At 43.5% G+C, this 17,657-nt stretch carries 19 protein-coding genes; 15 read left to right on the top strand and 4 right to left on the bottom strand.

The window, feature by feature from the left end; genetic code table 11:
* Nucleotides 1-11 precede the first annotated feature (11 nt).
* The 6 genes from mnmG to M3079_RS02895 all read left to right on the top strand — a co-directional run bounded on the left by mnmG (nt 12) and on the right by M3079_RS02895 (nt 5,542).
* On the top strand, nt 12-1,895 hold the full coding sequence (gene mnmG, locus M3079_RS02870; protein WP_249077126.1) for a tRNA uridine-5-carboxymethylaminomethyl(34) synthesis enzyme MnmG: 1,884 nt from the start codon (nt 12-14) through the stop codon (nt 1,893-1,895).
* On the top strand, nt 1,888-2,604 hold the full coding sequence (rsmG, locus tag M3079_RS02875; RefSeq protein ID WP_249077127.1) for a 16S rRNA (guanine(527)-N(7))-methyltransferase RsmG: 717 nt from the start codon (nt 1,888-1,890) through the stop codon (nt 2,602-2,604). The genes mnmG and rsmG overlap by 8 nt, the downstream gene beginning before the upstream one ends.
* A gap of 13 nt (nt 2,605-2,617) precedes the next feature.
* Nucleotides 2,618-3,490: a nucleoid occlusion protein gene (noc, locus tag M3079_RS02880; protein ID WP_249077128.1), complete on the top strand. Its 873-nt coding sequence runs from the start codon at nt 2,618-2,620 to the stop codon at nt 3,488-3,490.
* A 161-nt stretch (nt 3,491-3,651) separates the two neighbouring features.
* Entirely contained in the window at nt 3,652-3,930 is a 279-nt protein-coding gene (locus tag M3079_RS02885) for a Lar family restriction alleviation protein (RefSeq protein ID WP_249077129.1), read from the top strand.
* A 108-nt stretch (nt 3,931-4,038) separates the two neighbouring features.
* A complete protein-coding gene (locus tag M3079_RS02890; RefSeq protein WP_249077131.1) occupies nt 4,039-5,058 on the top strand; it encodes an alpha-hydroxy-acid oxidizing protein in 1,020 nt (339 codons plus the stop codon).
* A 13-nt stretch (nt 5,059-5,071) separates the two neighbouring features.
* Entirely contained in the window at nt 5,072-5,542 is a 471-nt protein-coding gene (locus M3079_RS02895) for a YbaK/EbsC family protein (protein ID WP_249077133.1), read from the top strand.
* 35 nt (nt 5,543-5,577) lie between these two features.
* Here the strand turns inward: M3079_RS02895 and M3079_RS02900 are convergent, their stop codons facing one another.
* Complete coding sequence (locus tag M3079_RS02900) at nt 5,578-6,084, bottom strand: N-acetyltransferase (protein ID WP_249077135.1); 507 nt, start codon at nt 6,082-6,084, stop codon at nt 5,578-5,580.
* A 168-nt stretch (nt 6,085-6,252) separates the two neighbouring features.
* Here M3079_RS02900 and M3079_RS02905 point away from each other — a divergent pair, with 168 nt between their 5' ends.
* From M3079_RS02905 to M3079_RS02945, 9 genes are all read left to right on the top strand, one after another.
* Nucleotides 6,253-7,014 carry an AAA family ATPase gene (locus M3079_RS02905; RefSeq protein ID WP_021715301.1) on the top strand — a complete coding sequence of 254 codons (762 nt, stop codon included), beginning with the start codon at nt 6,253-6,255 and terminating at the stop codon, nt 7,012-7,014.
* Nucleotides 7,007-7,960, top strand: coding sequence for a ParB/RepB/Spo0J family partition protein (locus M3079_RS02910; protein WP_249077136.1), 954 nt, complete (start codon nt 7,007-7,009; stop codon nt 7,958-7,960). Before M3079_RS02905 ends, M3079_RS02910 begins: the two co-directional genes overlap by 8 nt.
* 53 nt (nt 7,961-8,013) lie before the next feature.
* Entirely contained in the window at nt 8,014-8,712 is a 699-nt protein-coding gene (locus tag M3079_RS02915; RefSeq protein WP_249077138.1) for a DUF554 domain-containing protein, read from the top strand.
* 15 nt (nt 8,713-8,727) lie between these two features.
* Entirely contained in the window at nt 8,728-9,207 is a 480-nt protein-coding gene (locus M3079_RS02920; RefSeq protein ID WP_021715304.1) for a DUF4446 family protein, read from the top strand.
* 214 nt (nt 9,208-9,421) lie between these two features.
* Nucleotides 9,422-10,198: a histidinol-phosphatase HisJ family protein gene (locus M3079_RS02925; protein ID WP_249077139.1), complete on the top strand. Its 777-nt coding sequence runs from the start codon at nt 9,422-9,424 to the stop codon at nt 10,196-10,198.
* Nucleotides 10,199-10,957, top strand: a complete 759-nt coding sequence (locus M3079_RS02930; protein WP_249077141.1) for a fumarylacetoacetate hydrolase family protein — start codon at nt 10,199-10,201, stop codon at nt 10,955-10,957. It abuts the gene before it with no gap.
* Between the two features lie 113 nt (nt 10,958-11,070).
* Complete coding sequence (locus M3079_RS02935; RefSeq protein WP_249077142.1) at nt 11,071-11,721, top strand: DUF6198 family protein; 651 nt, start codon at nt 11,071-11,073, stop codon at nt 11,719-11,721.
* Between the two features lie 103 nt (nt 11,722-11,824).
* Nucleotides 11,825-13,174, top strand: a complete 1,350-nt coding sequence (locus M3079_RS02940) for an MATE family efflux transporter (RefSeq protein WP_249077143.1) — start codon at nt 11,825-11,827, stop codon at nt 13,172-13,174.
* Nucleotides 13,175-13,194: 20 nt separating this feature from the next.
* Nucleotides 13,195-14,319 carry a M20/M25/M40 family metallo-hydrolase gene (locus M3079_RS02945; protein WP_249077144.1) on the top strand — a complete coding sequence of 375 codons (1,125 nt, stop codon included), beginning with the start codon at nt 13,195-13,197 and terminating at the stop codon, nt 14,317-14,319.
* 62 nt (nt 14,320-14,381) lie between these two features.
* Here the strand turns inward: M3079_RS02945 and M3079_RS02950 are convergent, their stop codons facing one another.
* From M3079_RS02950 to dcuC, 3 genes are all read right to left on the bottom strand, one after another.
* The gene (locus tag M3079_RS02950; protein WP_249077145.1) at nt 14,382-14,999 is read right to left on the bottom strand and encodes a flavodoxin family protein; all 618 of its coding nucleotides are present in this window, start codon (nt 14,997-14,999) and stop codon (nt 14,382-14,384) included.
* Nucleotides 15,000-15,116: 117 nt separating this feature from the next.
* The gene (locus tag M3079_RS02955; protein ID WP_249077146.1) at nt 15,117-16,064 is read right to left on the bottom strand and encodes a dipeptidase; all 948 of its coding nucleotides are present in this window, start codon (nt 16,062-16,064) and stop codon (nt 15,117-15,119) included.
* Between the two features lie 65 nt (nt 16,065-16,129).
* Nucleotides 16,130-17,503 (bottom strand): C4-dicarboxylate transporter DcuC, encoded by a 1,374-nt coding sequence (gene dcuC, locus M3079_RS02960; protein ID WP_021715312.1) that lies wholly within the window; start codon nt 17,501-17,503, stop codon nt 16,130-16,132.
* Nucleotides 17,504-17,657: the final 154 nt, after the last annotated feature.

The following is a 17,657-nucleotide window of genomic DNA, read 5'->3' on the forward strand; positions in this document are numbered from 1 at the left end:
CAGGTGAAAATATGTATATTACTGATAATTACGATGTAATTGTTGTTGGTGCCGGCCATGCCGGTGTAGAAGCAGCTTTGGCTGCAGCCCGTCTGGGCGGTAAAACGCTGCTGGCAACTCTTTCAATGGATAATATTGCTTTAATGCCGTGCAATCCTTCGGTTGGCGGCCCTGCCAAAGGGCATCTGGTGCGTGAAATTGATGCGCTTGGCGGTGAAATGGGCATAGCTGCCGATAAGGCCTGCATACAGATGCGCCTTTTAAATACCGGCAAGGGTTATGCTGTGCAGGCTTTGCGCGCGCAGGAAGACAAGCCTTTTTACCATACCATTATGAAGCAGACTGTTGAAAATCAGGACAGGCTTGATGTTAAACAGCTGATGATTGACAAACTGCTTGTAAGTAACGGCGAAGTAGTTGGGGTAGAGGCGGAAACCGGGGAAGTTTTTGAAGCCAAATGCGTAATTCTGGCAACCGGCACTTATTTGCGTGCCCGCATTGTTTACGGCCAGGTGAATTATGAATCCGGACCTAACGGTTTGCGCAGCGCCAATAAATTATCACAGTCGCTGCTGGAAAACGGACTGGAATTAATGCGCTTTAAAACAGGCACTCCGGCACGTATCGACGCCCGCAGCCTTGATTACAGCAAAATGGAAATACAGAGCGGCGACAGCAAGCTGCGCAATTTTTCTTTTATCAGCAGTATTACAGAGCGCAGCCAGGTGCCGTGCTGGCTTACTTATACCAATGAAAAAACACATAAAATAATCCGCGATAATCTGCATTTATCAGGTATGTTCAACGGTATGATTGAAGGCGTAGGGCCGCGTTACTGCCCTTCGATAGAATCTAAAATTGTGCGTTTTGCAAATAAAGAGCGCCATCAGCTGTTTATTGAGCCGGAAGGCCTGCGTACCAATGAAATGTACGTTCAGGGAATGTCAAGCTCGCTGCCGGCAGATGTGCAGCTGAAATTTATGCAGACAATACCCGGGCTTGAAAACTGCCGTATGATGCGTGCAGGTTATGCAATTGATTATGACTGCCTTGACCCGCTGCAATTAAAGGCTTCGCTGGAGCATAAAGGCATCAGCGGTTTATTTTCGGCAGGTCAGTCCAATGGCACAAGCGGTTATGAAGAAGCTGCGGCACAGGGCCTTATTGCCGGTATTAACGCCATGCGCAAAATTAACGGGCAGGAACCCTTTATTTTAGGCAGAAGCGATGCTTATATCGGAGTTTTGATTGATGACCTTGTTACTAAGGGAACTAACGAGCCTTACAGAATGATGACTTCGCGCGCGGAGTACCGCCTTTTGTTAAGGCAGGATAATGCCGATTTGCGCTTAACGGAAAAAGGGCGCAGCATTGGCCTTGTAAATGATGAACGCTACGAAAAATTTACAGCCAAACGCACTTTGCTGGAGCGTATTATTCATCAGCTCAGCACATCTAATGTGGCCCCTAATGCCGAAACCGAACAGAAAATTAAAAATATCGGTACTGCTCCGGTTAGGCCGGGCATGACTTTATTAGACATTTTGCGCCGCGGTGATGTTACTTATAAAAAACTGGCAGCGGAATTTGCTTTGCCTGAACTGCCGGAAGTTGTTGCCGAACAGGCTGAAATTTTTGCAAAGTATGAAGGTTATATAAACAAGCAGAAACAGGAAGTTGAACGTGCGCTGAAACTGGAAAACAAATTAATACCGCAGGATATTGATTACCATGCAATAAAGGAACTTTCTTCGGAAGCTGCCGAAAAATTAGCCAAGATTAAACCTGTTTCTATCGGCCAGGCATCCCGTATTTCGGGTGTATCACCGGCAGATATAAATGTCTTGATGATTGTTCTGGAAGTAAAGCGCCGCAGGGAGCAGGATAATGAGTGAATTTATAAAAATACTTGATGAAGCCGCTGGCAAGGCCGGTTTTAACCTTACGCCACTGCAGCTTGAACAGTTTGATACTTATTACAGAATGCTTGTTGAAACGAACAAGGTAATGAACCTTACTGCACTTACCGAACCGCAGGACGTTGCCGTAAAGCATTTTGTTGATTCTTTAATGGCTTACGATACTTATTTCCCGGGAAAAGTTTTGGCAGATGTCGGTACCGGCGCCGGTTTTCCGGGAATACCGCTTAAAATTTTCTGCCCTTCCTTAAAAGTTGTTTTAATAGATTCTCTTGCCAAAAGGCTGAATTTTTTGCAGAATGTTATTGAAGCTTTGCAGCTGCAGGATATTGAATGTGTGCACTTGCGTGCGGAAGATGCAGGAAAAAATGCCGCTCACCGCGAAAAATATGATATTGTAACGGCACGTGCAGTAGCAAGGTTGTCGGTACTTGCTGAATATTGCCTGCCGCTTGTTAAAACCGGCGGTATGTTTATAGCTTTAAAGGGTTCAAAATATAAAGAAGAAATTAATGATGCTACCAAAGCGCTGAATATATTGGGCGGCAAATTAGTTTCGGCACGTCAGGTGGAACTTCCCGGGCTTGATGACGGCAGGGCAGTTGTTGCCATAAAAAAAGTAAAGCCTTCGCCGAAGGCTTATCCGCGCAAGGCTGGTTTACCGGAAAAACATCCTTTGGAATAATGGAGGTTAGCCAATGTTTGTTGAAGATGGTTTTAAAATTTTACAAACAGAAAAAGAAAGCAGTTCTGTTATTAAACATTTCAGCAGTGAAATTAAGGTAGAACGTATCCCGGTTGAAAAAATTGTGCCCAATCCGTATCAGCCGCGTAAGGATTTTGAAGAAGATGCCCTTGACGATCTTGCAGCTTCCATTGCTGAATATGGTGTTTTGCAGCCGCTGCTTGTAGCCAGAAGCGATAATGGCGAATATGTGCTTATCGCAGGCGAACGCAGACTGCGCGCTTCCAAATTAGCCGGGCTGAAAGATGTTCCTGCCATTGTAAGCAGTTATACAAAGCAGCAGAGTGCGGAAATTGCTTTGATTGAAAACCTGCAGCGCGAAGATTTACATTATCTGGAAGAAGCAGAAGGCTATGAAAAACTGATGACGCAGTTTAACCTTACGCAGGAAGCAATGGCTTTGCGCGTGGGCAAAAAGCAGTCTACCATTGCCAATAAACTGCGTTTGTTAAACCTTCCTCCGGAAATCAGAACTGTTTTAAAAGAAAAACAGCTTACCGAAAGGCACGGCAGGGCGCTTTTAAAATTAAAAAACAAAGAGCAGCAGGAACAGGTTTTAAAACTGATTTTAAAAAATGGCTGGAATGTAAAACAAACGGATGAATATATTGCAAAATTCCTGGCAGACGAAGCTCCGAAGCCGAAAAAACGCCTTGTTATTGTTAATGATGTAAGAATTTATTTAAACAGTGTAAAAAAGATTGTCAGCACTATCAATGATGCCGGTATTCCTGCGCAAATCAAGCAGGAAGTTGACGGTGATGATGTTATTGTAACCTTGCGCATAAAAAATACCAAAAAACCTAATATTGCCAAAAATAATTAACTCTGTGGATAATGTTGTTATTTATGTTTAAAACAGAAACTGAAAATAGTTTCTGTTTTTATTTTGCCAGAATTTGAAATTTTATTATACTGTTAGATGAAGATATGGTACAATAAAAACAAGGAACGCTTTTATAAATTTAATTAAGGGGTGAGTTGTGTATGGGTGATATGATGATGTATGCCGTAATTGCAGGTATTGCTGCCGGAGTTTTTTTCTACATGTTTAAAAAAGTCAGCGGCGGCGATTACAAACCAATCGAACTTAAAAACTGCCCGTTATGCGGTAAGAAAACTGCAAAATTTGTTACCATGGGCACCTTTAAGCATGATACTCTGAATAAAGTTATCTGCACTTCATGCAGCGCAACTACCGATGAGTATACATCTTACAAACAGGCTGCCGAAGCATGGAACAACGGCAAAGTTAAAGTAAAATAAATTTTAAACTCCGGTTTATCAAGCCGGAGTTTTCTTTAATTTTATTAATGCTTTTTGTTTATAAATATAGTAAAATAGAATACAAAGCTGCTTTATGGAGGTATTGTTATGAATTATAATGATGTTTTGCAAAATGCACGTGCATGCATAGATACTGCTAAATGTAAGGCTTGCCCTGTATGCAACGGTCTTGCCTGCCGTAATACTATTCCCGGCCCCGGTGCTAAAGGGGTGGGGGATACTGCAATCCGCAACTATCAAAAATGGCAGGATATCCGCGTGCAGATGGATACTCTGCATGAAAATAAACCGGTTGATATGTCGGTGCAGCTTTTTGGGCGCAAGTTCAGTTATCCTTTTTTTGCCGGTCCGGTAGGTGCTATCGGCCTGCATTACGGCAATGCTTATGACGAACTTACTTATAATAAAATTCTGGTTTCGTCCTGCGCAGAAAATGGTATTGCCGCTTTTACGGGCGACGGGCTTGATGAAAAGGTAATGGTTAGCGCTTGTGAGGCGATTGCCGCTACCGGCGGAGCCGGTATACCGACTGTTAAACCGTGGAATTTGCCGCTTGTAGAAGAAAAATTGCAGCTTGTTAAAAAAAGCGGCGCTTTTGCCGTTGCAATGGATGTTGATGCCGCAGGGCTGCCGTTTTTAAAAAATATGCAGCCTCCTGCAGGAAGCAAATCTGTTGAAGAACTTGCTGAAATTGTAAAAGCCGCCGGTATTCCTTTTATTGTTAAAGGCGTCATGACCGTACGCGGCGCGCTTAAAGCTCATGCCGCCGGTGCTGCTGCCATTATAGTTTCCAATCATGGCGGCAGGGTTCTTGACCAGTGTTCTGCAACGGCAGAAGTATTGGAAGAAATCTGCCATGCAGTAGGCGGAGGCATGAAAGTACTTGTAGACGGCGGTATCCGCAGCGGCGTTGATATTTTTAAAGCTCTGGCGCTTGGCGCTGACGGTGTTGTAATTGCCCGTCCGTTTGTAACTGCTGTTTATGGTGGGGCAGAAGAAGGCGTTAAAGTTTATATTGAGAAACTTGCCGGTGAACTTGAAGATACCATGAAAATGTGCGGTGCCGAAAATATTGCCGCTATTTCGCGTGATATGGTACGCATTTAATGGAGGGGTTAATTTGTCGATTGAAAAAGTAAGAAAATATTTTGCCGCACGCGGCATGAAAGACCAGATTTTGGAATTTGATGTTTCCAGCGCGACGGTTGAACTTGCTGCCAAAGCCTTAAATTGCGACGGCTGCCTGATTGCCAAAACACTTTCTTTTTTGGTTCATGATGATGTAATTTTAATTGTTGCGCCGGGTGACGTTAAAATTGACAATCATAAATATAAAACGCATTTTGGGGTTAAAGCAAAAATGCTGCCTGCAGCAGAGGCTGAACAATTGATTGGTCATGCAGTTGGCGGGGTTTGCCCCTTTGCCGTTAATGAGGGTGTAAAAGTTTTTCTTGATGAATCTTTGAAACGTTTTGAATTTGTATATCCTGCTTGCGGAAGTTCCAACAGCGCCATTAAGCTGACGATACCGGAACTTGAAAAGAATACAGACCATTTTTCCGGATGGGTTGATGTTTGCAAGTTAAAATAAAAAATGCGGCTTAGCCGCATTTTTTATTTTCTGTATTAAACTATTTTAATTTCAGCTTTAATGTTTTTAAAAGTTTCCGGTACAAGTTCACATGCCAGCACAAATTTATCAGGAACTTCGCTGATGTTTTTTATATTATAAGTGTTTGTTTCCTTAAAACCAAAGCGTTTGTAATATAAAGGGCTGCCTATTAAAAAAGCCGCATTAAAGCCCTGTTTTACGGCTTCGTTTAAAGCGTATTTCATTAATGATGTACCTACGCCGCAGTTGCGATATTCTTTTTTTGCGCTGAGCGGCGCGACAAGAACGGCTTTAACCGGTTTGTTGCTTTTTAAATTTTGTCTGGTAAGCATTATGTGCCCGATAAGAATATTTTTATCATAAGCGGCAAATTCCAGTTCCGGTATGTAATTGCTGCTTTTACGCAGTTCCAAAACAAAATCCTGCTCGGTTCCGTCGCTTACTTCTGCAGTTTTAAAGGCTTCTTCTATAAAAGTATAAATTTTATCGTAATCATCTTTGTTAACTAATTTTATATCCATTTTAAGCTCCTTTCTTTGTTATTATATTTTAAATTTTTTCTTACGGCAAGTAATGCAATAAATGTTTCACGTGAAACTAAAAAACTTTTTCCTTTTCTATATGTTTGGCTGTGAAAATGTGATAAAATTATTAAGAAAGTTTTAGTGATTTTTTATGAGGTGAGTAGTTTGGTAAAAGTAATTGCAATCGCAAATCAAAAAGGTGGTGTAGGCAAAACAACAACTGCCGTTAACCTTGCAGCCTGCCTGGCGCAAAAGGGCCGTAAAGTTTTAATGCTTGATGCTGACCCGCAGGGCAATGCCACCAGCGGCCTTGGCTTTGATAAGCGCGATATAAAAAAATGTATATATGATACCTTAATTAATGATGTAATGATGAAAGATGTGCTTCTGCACAGCGATTATGAAAATCTGGATGTAATTCCGGCAACTATTCAGCTTGCCGGTGCGGAAATTGAACTCGTAAGCCTTATGAACAGGGAAGGTCGCTTAAAAAATGCGCTGGAACGCGTAAAACATGATTATGATTATGTTTTAATTGACTGCCCGCCTTCTTTGGGGCTTTTAACCATTAATGCCTTAACGGCTGCCAATTCTGTGCTTGTACCTATTCAGTGTGAATTTTATGCTCTTGAAGGTGTAAGCCAGTTAATGAATACCATTAAACTTGTGCAGCGCAACCTTAATCCGGCATTAAAGCTGGAAGGCGTTTTGATGACTATGTTCGACCAGCGTACCAATTTATCAAGCGATGTTGTTGGGGAAGTACGCAAATATTTTAATACCAAAATGTATAATACAATTATTCCCCGTAATGTACGTTTAAGCGAAGCACCTAGCCATGGGCAGCCTGTTATAGTTTATGACCCTAAATCCAAAGGCGCTCAGGTATATATGGAACTTGCCGCGGAGGTACTTGGCGATGAATAAAAAAGGTTTAGGAAAAGGGCTTGGCGCGATTTTTACGGATAATGAAACCATTGCGACGGTTGAAGAAGTACAGCCTCACGAAAAGGAAATAGAAATTGCTGTAAGTGATATAATTCCTAATCCGCTTCAGCCGCGTAAAACTTTTGATGCCGATAAGCTTGCTGAGCTTACTGAGAGTATTAAAGAACATGGCGTAATTCAGCCGTTAATAGTTAGAAAGAACGGTGGCAAATATGAAATTGTAGCCGGTGAAAGACGCTGGCGTGCTGCTAAAACTGCTAAGTTAAAAACTGTACCGGTTATTGTACGCGAATACGATAACGCTAAAATGGCAGAAATTGCCCTTGTTGAAAACATTCAGCGCCATGACCTGAATGCCATTGAAGAAGCTGAAGGCATTAAACGCTTAATGAATGAATTTGGCTTTAATCAGGAGCAGGCTGCAAAAAAAATCGGCCGCAGCCGTACAGCAGTTACCAATATTTTAAGGCTTTTAAATTTACCGGCAGCTGTGCGCGAAGCAGTTTCACGTGAAACGTTAACGATGGGGCAGGTAAGGCCGCTGTTATCGTTGGAAAACGCACAGGAACAGGAAAAACTTGCCCGGATAATTGCGGAGCAGGGGCTTTCTGCAAGAGCGGTTGAAGAAATTGTTAAGAAAATAAAAAACGGCGAAGAAATTACATTTGAAAACGATGCTGAAAAAACTAAAAAAGAAAAAACAGCCCGAAAAAATAAAAAGACGGAAATCAGCATTTATTGCAGAGATTTTCAGAACCGTTTGATTGAACTTTTGGGAACAAAAGTAAAAATTGTGCCTAAAAATGAAAAACAGGGTAAAATAGAAATTGAATATTATTCTGCTGAAGATTTGGAGAGAATTTATGAGCTGCTGGAGCAGCAGCCGAAGCAGAACAAAATTAAAAGAGAAAAATTTACAGTTTAATATGTTTATAAGGGTGAAAAGATGAGTGGGGTAATAAAAGGCGTGTGCTTATTATGAGCGGCCTGGGTACAATTGCCAATGCGGTAGCAATTATATGCGGAGCACTGGCCGGGATAGTTTTACGCAGGGGCCTGCCTGAAAAATGGCAGCAGACCATTATGCAGGGTGTTGCGCTGTGTATTGTGGTAATAGGGCTGCAAATGGCTTTTAAAACAGCTAATATTGTAATAGTTGTGGTAAGTCTTGTAATAGGTTCAATTATCGGCGAATATTTTGATATTGAAGGCAATTTACAGAAATTTGGCAGCTGGATAGCTTCCAAGGTGTACCATGGAAAGGACGGCAGCTTTGCAGCGCAGCTTGCGCGCGGGTTTATATCATCTACGCTTATTTTCTGCATTGGTGCAATGGCTGTTGTCGGAGCTTTGCAGGACGGGTTAAAACAGGACCCTACAATTTTATATGCCAAAGCAACGCTTGACGGTATTATTTCGGTAATTTTAACTGCAAACCTTGGTATAGGCGTGGCGTTTTCTGCTGTTAGTGTTTTTATTTATCAGGGCTGCTTAACTTTGCTGGCTGCTTTTTTACAGACGGTAATGACGGAAGCGGTTTTAAACGAAATAACTGCCTGCGGCGGTGTTTTAATAACTGCCATCGGCATAAATATGCTGAAAATATTGGAAATACGCATTTCGAATCAGCTGCCTGCAATATTTATTGCTTGTCTGCTGGCATACATATTTATTTAAAACGGAGGTAATATTTTGGAGAATATCAATTTAGTGCTGCAAAATTACTTGCTGCTTGTGATTATAGTTTTACTGGCATTGGTGATAATGTTATATGTAATGTATAAAGGCCAGAAAAAAGAATTGCAGGCACTTAAAGAAAAATATGATTTTTTTACCCAGGGTGATAATGTTAACTGGGATGAACTTTTAACAAAAACTTTAACGGAAGTGCGTGCTGCCAAAGCAGAGATGCAGGCGCTTGAAGAAAACCAGCAAGCAATGCGCGAACAGATGAAAGGCTGCGTTCAGAAGGTAAAACTTATGCGGTATAACGCTTTTGCCGATACCGGCAGTGATTTAAGCTATTCCTTATCTTTGCTTGATGAAAATAATAACGGCGTAGTGCTTTCAAGCATTTACGGCAGGGAAGACAACCGCACTTACGCAAAACCGATTGAAAACGGCAAATCAACTTATAATCTTTCCGAAGAAGAAAAAAAGGTATTGCCGTAAAATTTTGCTCTGAAAATTTCATGCGTTTAAATCGCTTTTAAGGAGCATAAAAAGCAAAATTAATATTCTGATAAGCGTTGACGCAAAAATACAGTTATAAACGATTTATATGGATATAACGGCGAAAAGGCAAAATATTATATTTAAGTAAAATGTTGAGTAATTTTAAAAATTTTATATAGATATGGTATAATAGTAAACACGAGGTTTGAAAATGATTTTTGATACACATATGCACTGCCAGTATTCCATAGATTCCAAAATGTCTGCTGAAGAAGCAAAAGCCGCTGCCTTACAGCAAAACCTTGGCATAATTATTACCGAACACTGGGATGAGGATTATCCTACCAACCCGGAGGCTTTTGTTTTTGACATTGAAGATTATTTTAAGCAGCTTGGCCCGTACCGCAGCAAAAAACTGCTGCTGGGAATTGAGGTAGGCATGCAGGAAGAAACAGCTGCTAACGATAATCTTCTTGGCAGAAAATATCCTTTTGATTTTATTCTGGGTTCTATGCACTGTGTGAACAGGCGTGATTTATATGAAGAAAAAACATACGCCGGAAAAACCAAACAGGAAGCCGTAGAGGAATTTTTGCTGGCGACGCTTGCAAACCTTAAGCTGCATGATAATTTTGACAGCTTTGCCCACATAGATTATATGTGCCGTTATATGCCTTACGACGATAAAGAACTGGTTTACGCAGAAGCGCCGGAGTTATTTGATGAAGTTTTTAAATTACTGGTAACGATGGACAAGGCAATAGAAATTAATACACGCAGGCTTGACAGTTCTGACGCGGTTAATTCTTTGCTTGTTTTATATAAAAGATTCCGCGAACTGGGCGGCAGGTATGTTACCCTTGGCAGCGATGCCCATTATAAAGAACATGTAGGCAGGCGCCTTGATATTGCCCGGGAAATAGCGGAAGTGGCAGGGCTGGTTCCGGTTTATTTTGAACAACGAAAAATGCAAAGGATGATTTTTTAAATGAAATGTATACGTTTTGAAGCGAATGGCAACAAAAGAATAGGTTTTATTGACGGAGATGTAGTAAGAACTGTTTATGGCAGCCTGGAAACTTTCTGGCGTATAACAGATGAAGTTTTCCGTTTGGAAGATGTTAAGCTTTTAGCGCCCTGTGTGCCTAAACAGATAATTTGCGTTGGTTTTAACTACCGCAGCCATGCTGAGGAGTTTCATGCTGAAGTACCGAAAGAACCGATGCTGTTCAGTAAGGCGGCACATACAATTATCGGTGACGGCGCTGCGATAGTATATCCCTGGCAGAGCAAAGAAGTAGTTTATGAAGCCGAATTGGGCGTAGTTATAAAAAAACGCATGCGCAACGTAAAACCGGAAGATGTAAAAGATTATATCTTGGGCTATACCTGCGCCAACGATGTAACTGCCCGCGATTTGCAGCTTGACGATGTGCAGTGGCTGCGCAGCAAATCCTTCGATACTTTCTGCCCGTTGGGCCCCTGGCTTGAAACAGACCTTGACCCGACTGACTTAAGCATTAAAACATATTTGAACGGTGAACTTAAACAAAACGGCCGTACAAGCGATATGGTATATAACCCGTATGAAATTTTAAGTTATATCTCCGAAAGCATGACGCTGGATGCCGGTGATTTGGTGCTGACAGGTACGCCGATGGGCTGCGGGCCGATGGTACCCGGCGATGTGGTTACGGTGGAAATTGAAGGCATCGGCAAACTGACGAATACCGTAGTAAAAGGCTGATTAAAAAGCTGACTAATATTATGTGGCTGTAAAAAAAGACGAGCTATCGTCTTTTTTTATTTGGGCAGCTTAAAAAATTTGCAAATGTATTTTTTTAAGGGGGATGATATATTTTGAATACAGAGCAGCATTTTAAAGCGCGGATTATTATGTTTATCTGCGGCATTGCTACAATGACTTTCGGCATAGCACTGTCGTGTAAGGCTAATTTAGGTACGTCGCCGATATCGAGCGTACCCTGGGTTTTAAGCCTTTGTACTCCGTTCAGCGTTGGCTTTTTAACCATAGCAATGAATTTGCTTTTTGTTGCCGTACAGCCGCTTTTACTGCGTGCTTTTTACTGGCGCGAACTGATGGGGCAGGTAATAGTTACCATTCCTTTTGGCAACAGCATAGATTTTTTTATGTGGGTTTTGCAGGATTACAACCCGGATACGCTTCTTGAACGCTGGATAGCCTGCCTTGCAAGCGTGGTTATTCTCGCCTCCGGCGTATTTTTGGAAGTGCGTGCTAAAATTTTTCTGGCAGCCGGTGAAGGCCTGGTAAATGTACTGGCATTTGTAAGCCATAAAAGTTTCAGCCTTATTAAAAACTGTTTTGATATTTCGCTGGTTACGCTTGCCGTTATTATTGCCTTTATGGAGTTCGGCGGCTTGCACGGCGTAGGGCTTGGCACGGTGGCTGCTGCCGTTTTGGCAGGCAGAATAATTTATTTATATGAAACCTACCTGCATTTTTTTGACAAATGGAAGGTAAAAGCCTGATTACAGGCGAATAATAAAATAGATTGTTTATTATTTAAAAAGATGTTACAATGAAAATGCTGACTAATAAGTCTGACTGATTAATATACAGGCAGGGATACTTATGAAAAATATGACGGAAGGCGAACCGCTGAAATTAATAATACCTTTTATGATACCGCTGTTAATAGGCAACGTTTTTCAGCAGCTGTACAATATCGCCGATATAATTATAGTTGGGCGTACCATAGGCGTTAACGCACTGGCAGCTGTCGGCGCAACCGCACCGCTTTTTATGATGCTGGTAATTTTAACGCTGGGCATGAGCGGTGGTTTCAGTGTTGTTACGGGGCAGCTTTTCGGTGCTGGAGATTTGGATGGCGTGCGCCGGAGCGCGGCAATGTCAACCATGCTTTGCACAATGTTTGTAATTATAATGATGGCCGCAGCGGTAATGTTTATTGACCCTGTATTGGCGCTTATGAACATACCGCCGGAGCTATATGCGGATGCCAAAAGCTATGTTATGATTATTGTTTACGGCCTGATTTTTATGATGGCCTATAACATGCTTTCCAACATTCTGCGATCGCTTGGCGACAGCAAAACACCGCTGTACTTTTTAATTGTGGCCACGCTGCTCAACATTGTTCTGGCGCTGGTATTCATTATCAACTTTGGCTGGGGCGTGCCGGGAAGCGCGCTGGCACTCGTAGTGGCACAGGGTTTTTCCGGGCTGCTTTGTATAATTTATATTGCCAAAAAGTTTCCGGTGCTGCATGTGCGTTTAAGCGATTTTAAATGGGACAGCCGTTTTGCGTGGGAACATATCCGCATGGGACTGCCGATGGCAGTGCAATTTTCGGTGCTTGGCCTTGGCATGATTATTATTCAGGCTATTTGCAATCAGTTCGGTTCCGAAACCATTGCTGCGTTTACTTCAGCTATGCGCATTGAACAGCTGGCCTTGCAGCCGATGATTTCATTCGGGCTTGCCATGGCTGTATATACGGCGCAGAATTTCGGTGCGCGCAAGTTTGGCAGAATAAGCCGCGGCGTAAAGAAATGCTCGCAGTTATCGCTGGCTTTCAGTCTGTTTGCAGCGGTCATAATGTATTTCTTCGGGCAGGAAATGATTGGCATCTTTCTGGATAACCCAAGCCCGAAGGTTATGGCAGAAGCCAAGCAGTATCTGCATTTAAGCGTGCCGTTCTATTTCTTTTTAAGCCAGATTTTTATTTACCGCAACTCTGTACAGGGCATGGGCATTTCAATGATTCCTATGCTTTCAGGCGTTGTGGAACTGCTTCTGCGTTCTGCGGCGGCCTCGTACTTAACCATTGATTACGGTTATACCGGCGTATGCTATGCCAGCCCGATTGCCTGGGTTGGGTCTTCTATATTTTTGTTTGCCAGCTACCATTACTTTTTAAGGTTGCTGGCGCGTAAAAATTTGGGTTTTAAACTAAAATAAATATCTGTTGGAGGTGCTGTATGGAAAACAAACAAATGCTGGAGGAATTTCTGGAGCTGGTACAGATTCCGGTAAACTCCCGTAATGAAAGGCAGATTGCCGATGTACTTAAAGCAAAGCTGGAAGCGCTGGGGCTGGAGGTTACGGAAGAAGACACCGGTGCCAAAATCGGCGGCAATGCCGGCAATATAAGGGCAGTGCTGCGCGGCACGGCAGATTGTGAGCCGCTGCTTTTTTCCGCGCATATGGACCGTGTTGCCAATAACGGTGCCATTAAACCGATTGTTGATGAGGAAAAGGGCATTGTGCATACCGACGGCAGTACGATTTTGGCTGCTGATGACGTTGCCGGACTGTGCATTATATTGGAGGCGCTCCGCAAATTAAAAGCCTCCGATAAGCCTCATGGAGATATTGAAGTGGCCTTTTCTGTCTGCGAAGAATTTGGCATTTTAGGCGGCAGGCATTTTGATTTCAGCAAATTCCGCGCTAAAAGCGGCTATGTTTTCGACGCTGAAGGCGATATCGGCGGCATTGCCATTCAGGCTCCGGCCAAATGCAGCTACTGCTATAAAATTCACGGCAAAGCCTCCCATGCAGGCGAAGCTCCGGAAAAGGGCATTAACGCCATCCGCGCAGCTGCAGCTTTGATACTGGCTATTCCGGATAACAGGCAGAGCGCAAACTCTACTGCAAATATTGCTTCGGTGCATGCAGGCGGCCCGGCGCTGAACATTGTATGCGATTATGCCGAAGTAAACGGTGAAATGCGCAGTACTGATGCCGGTGAATTTGAAGCGCTGCTTAAAAAATATGCAGATGTAGTGCCTGTGATTGAAAAAGAATACGGCGTTAAAGTAGATTATTCTTCGGACGTGCTTTATAAAGCCTTCTGCCTGAATGAAAGCAGCAGACCGGCGGCACTTACTGCCAAAGCCCTTCAAAAATGCGGCGTTGAGCCTAAATTTGAAAAGAGCGGCGGCGGTATGGACGCTAACCACTTTAACGCTAACGGCATTGAAACCGTAGGTATTGCGGTTGGTTATTTTAATTGCCATACCGGTGAAGAATACCTGAAATTGGAAGATTTTTACAAATGCGGCGAAATGGCAGCGCAGATTGCGTGGCTGGCAGCTGAAAAATAAAAAGAACGGCAGGGTTTAAAAACTCTGCCGTTTTTTATAAGTATTTTAATTTATAAGTAAAACTAATCAATGAAGTTGGTTAAAATCTGCGGCTCACGTTCAGGCAGGCCGTATTTTTCTTTGCCCAGGGCAATGCTTTTAATTAAAAATGCCATGTTTTTGCCAAGCGTACGCATGGTTTGCAGGCCTTCTTCATCTTTGCGCACATCCTCCGGTGTAAAGCCGTGTACGCTGTTCCAGTACTGGCTGGAGGCAACCGGCATGCCGACAATGGTGAAGTATTTGTTAAGTTCGTCAAAGGTGGCAGAGCAGCCGCCGTGGCGCGCGGATACAACGGCAGCGCCGACTTTCATGCTCTTATCAAACGGAGTGCTGAAAAAGAGCCTGTTTAAAAAGCTGATTAAATTGCCGTTGGCGGAAGCATAATAAACAGGCGTGCCGACAACAAGCCCGTCACATTCGGCAAATTTAGGTGCAACTTCGTTTACAATATCGTTAAAAACACATTTGCCGTTCTTTTTGCAGGCACGGCAGTCAATGCAGCCGCGGATTGCCTGATTGCCGATATGGACGATTTCCGTTTCTATTCCTTCCGCTTCCAAGGTTTTGGCAACTTCGCTGAGTGCGGTAAAAGTGCAGCGTTCGGCTTTGGGGCTGCCGTTTATTAAAAGAACCTTCATTTAAAATACCTCCTGAAAACTGATTAAATAACTGCTGTAATAATATATTACCACATTAAAGTTCACTTTAGTCAATAGCAAAATTAAAGGCACGGTTTAAGCCGTGCCTCGTTTGTTTTACAGTACCTTTTGCAGAAGGTTAATTACGTTTTGGTGGGTAATTTTATTGATGGTTTCGTTGCTGTAATACTTGCATAAATACTCTATAAGCGGTTTATAATCCTGCACGCCCTGGATATTATAGGGCGGATGGGAAATGCCGTCAAAATCGCTGCCAAAGCCGATATGGTCATCATTGCCGATAAGGTTCAGCATGTAGTCGATATGCTTATAAACGCTTTCTATGCAGGCATTGCGCCAGTCTTCTTCAAGAAACTGCCCTGCAAAGGTAATGCCGGCAAGGCCGCCGTTTTGTGCCAGTGCCTTAATCTGTTCATCGTTAAGGTTGCGCGGGTGAGAGCAAAGGCTTTTGGCATTGGAATGAGTAGCGATAATCGGCTTGGTGCTTGTTTCAATAACGCTCCAGAAACCTGCTGTGGAAATATGGGAAACGTCTACCAGCATACCCAGGCGGTTCATTTCCGCTACAACTTGTTTGCCGAAAAGAGTCAGCCCGCTGCCGGTGGCTTCTTCGTTAATGCCGTCGGCAATGTCGTTGCGGTTGCTCCAGGTAAGCGTCATGGCACGCACGCCAAGTTCGTACAGGCAGCGCAGTGCTTCCAGGCTGCCGTCAATGGCGCCGCCTTCTTCAATGGCAAGCAGGGTTGCCGCTTTGTGTTTCAACACATTGCCTGCATCTTCGGCAGTACGCACTTCCAGTACATCAATGCCGCTTTCGTGCAGTTTTTTTATTTCCTGGTTGTATTTATCAAGCAAGCACAGGGTATAACGCAGGCCGCCCTGATAGCGGAAAACTTCGGTAGGAACATAAATAGCGCAGAATTGCAGGCCGCCGCCAAGGGCAATCTGGCGTTTAATATCAAAGTGCTGTTCGTTTTCGTACAGCGAAGCGTTTTTATTGTAGAGTTCGGTTAAAGTATCGCAGTGGCAGTCGCAGATAAACATTGTATCAGTCCTTTCTTAAAAACAAATAGCTGCCGCAGAAGCAGCAGCTATTGAAATTAAACTTATTAAATTCCAGCGTAGTAATAGTAGAAGGTCATGCCGAGAGTTACAGCCAAAGCGCCGCACATCGGAATGAAGGTACGTTTAACAAGGTCGAAGCTCGAAACGTTGCCCATGCCGGAAGATACAACGATAACTGCCGTAATCGGGGAGCAGGTACGTGCAATGGAGGCTGCAAAGTGCATCGGCAGAAGCATGAGCACAGGATGCAGGCCCGTATGTGCCGCAACAGCAGGGGTAAGTGCCGCAAAGGCAAAGAACGGAGCGTTGCCGCTGCCCATAACGATGGAGCTGAATACGATAATGGAAACCATTACCAGCATCATTGCCATCGGGCCGAAGCCCAGGGTTTTGCTGCCTTCGATAAGGCTGTCGATAGTGCCCATGGAGAGCAGGCCCTGTGCGAAGGTCTGGCCTGCAATAATAAGGGTAATTACGTTGGCCATCTGCATACCAAGGCCGTCAAAGAAGGTCTGGATATCGGCAAATACTTTTTTGCCGTCGCGCCAGCGTGCAAATTCGCAGCAGGCACCTATGAACAGGCCGATGAACATAGCCATAACGATGTTCATTTTAATGGTGGTAATCCACAGGGAGCTGAAGGAAAGAATAAGGCTCAGAGGAATTACAGGCAGAACTGCATACCACAGCGGAGCAGAATCGGCAGGGTTTTCTTCTGCTTTTTCAACTTCCATCGGTTTAACAACATGGCCCATGCGTTTATCCATGTATTTCTGGGTAAAGTAATGCAGCGCACCTACAACTACAAAAGCTACCATAACAATAGGAACCTGATAGTTGGTCCAGTACAGTACGGGGTCTACGCCGGCGGTGGTTGCCGAAAGAATAGTACCGGTATCACTCGGGCTCCAGTCGAAGCACAGGGTGGAGGCAACTGCTGCCGTAGCGGCAAGGCGGCTTACGCCGAGGCCGATAAGAATCGGGAACATTGTTACCATTAAAAGCATGGCAAGGCCGGATGCACTGTTGATGCAAAGGCCGATTAACATGCCGACAACCCAGGTGCCGGAAAGTACAAGGTAAGGGGATTTTAATGCCAGCAGCGGTTTAATGGTTAAGCGTACCAGTGAGCGGGATGCGCCGATGCGGTCCATATAACGTGCAAACGCGCCTACGGACATAATGTTAAGGCCGAGGCCTGCGGCGTTGGAGCTCATGGTTTTGCGCATAAATTCAAATGCGTCGAAGAACCAGGAACCGGTAGATGCTTTTTCCGGCAGGATTGTGCCGTAACCGCAAAGCACGGCAATGTACATCAAAATCATGCCGCCCAGAAAAAGTACGGGCTGCGGCTTATATTTTTTATAGATAAGAAAGCCTACCCAAAATGTTACAAGTGCGGAAATTACAATACCCATCTAATCATCCTCTCTGTTTTATAGTTAGAACTAATTACAGTATAAGCTAAAACCGCAGGCAAAGGCAAGCAAAAAAGCTATAAATTTACAGAAAATTTTTAAAATATCAATAAATTGTTAAGTTTATAAGTGCAGCTTATATATTAAACGCTGA

The organism is Phascolarctobacterium sp. ET69, assembly GCF_023336935.1.
Classification (GTDB): domain Bacteria; phylum Bacillota; class Negativicutes; order Acidaminococcales; family Acidaminococcaceae; genus Fusicatenibacter_A; species Fusicatenibacter_A intestinipullorum.

Excerpts from the sequence above, each read along its gene's own strand:
- mnmG (WP_249077126.1), top strand. The coding sequence starts at position 12 with ATGTATATTACTGATAATTACGATGTAATTGTTGTTGGTGCCGGCCAT.
- rsmG (WP_249077127.1), top strand. The coding sequence starts at position 1,888 with ATGAGTGAATTTATAAAAATACTTGATGAAGCCGCTGGCAAGGCCGGT.
- noc (WP_249077128.1), top strand. The coding sequence starts at position 2,618 with ATGTTTGTTGAAGATGGTTTTAAAATTTTACAAACAGAAAAAGAAAGC.
- M3079_RS02885 (WP_249077129.1), top strand. The coding sequence starts at position 3,652 with ATGGGTGATATGATGATGTATGCCGTAATTGCAGGTATTGCTGCCGGA.
- M3079_RS02890 (WP_249077131.1), top strand. The coding sequence starts at position 4,039 with ATGAATTATAATGATGTTTTGCAAAATGCACGTGCATGCATAGATACT.
- M3079_RS02900 (WP_249077135.1), bottom strand. The coding sequence starts at position 6,084 with ATGGATATAAAATTAGTTAACAAAGATGATTACGATAAAATTTATACT.
- M3079_RS02910 (WP_249077136.1), top strand. The coding sequence starts at position 7,007 with ATGAATAAAAAAGGTTTAGGAAAAGGGCTTGGCGCGATTTTTACGGAT.
- M3079_RS02915 (WP_249077138.1), top strand. The coding sequence starts at position 8,014 with ATGAGCGGCCTGGGTACAATTGCCAATGCGGTAGCAATTATATGCGGA.
- M3079_RS02925 (WP_249077139.1), top strand. The coding sequence starts at position 9,422 with ATGATTTTTGATACACATATGCACTGCCAGTATTCCATAGATTCCAAA.
- M3079_RS02930 (WP_249077141.1), top strand. The coding sequence starts at position 10,199 with ATGAAATGTATACGTTTTGAAGCGAATGGCAACAAAAGAATAGGTTTT.
- M3079_RS02940 (WP_249077143.1), top strand. The coding sequence starts at position 11,825 with ATGAAAAATATGACGGAAGGCGAACCGCTGAAATTAATAATACCTTTT.
- M3079_RS02945 (WP_249077144.1), top strand. The coding sequence starts at position 13,195 with ATGGAAAACAAACAAATGCTGGAGGAATTTCTGGAGCTGGTACAGATT.
- M3079_RS02950 (WP_249077145.1), bottom strand. The coding sequence starts at position 14,999 with ATGAAGGTTCTTTTAATAAACGGCAGCCCCAAAGCCGAACGCTGCACT.
- M3079_RS02955 (WP_249077146.1), bottom strand. The coding sequence starts at position 16,064 with ATGTTTATCTGCGACTGCCACTGCGATACTTTAACCGAACTCTACAAT.
- dcuC (WP_021715312.1), bottom strand. The coding sequence starts at position 17,503 with ATGGGTATTGTAATTTCCGCACTTGTAACATTTTGGGTAGGCTTTCTT.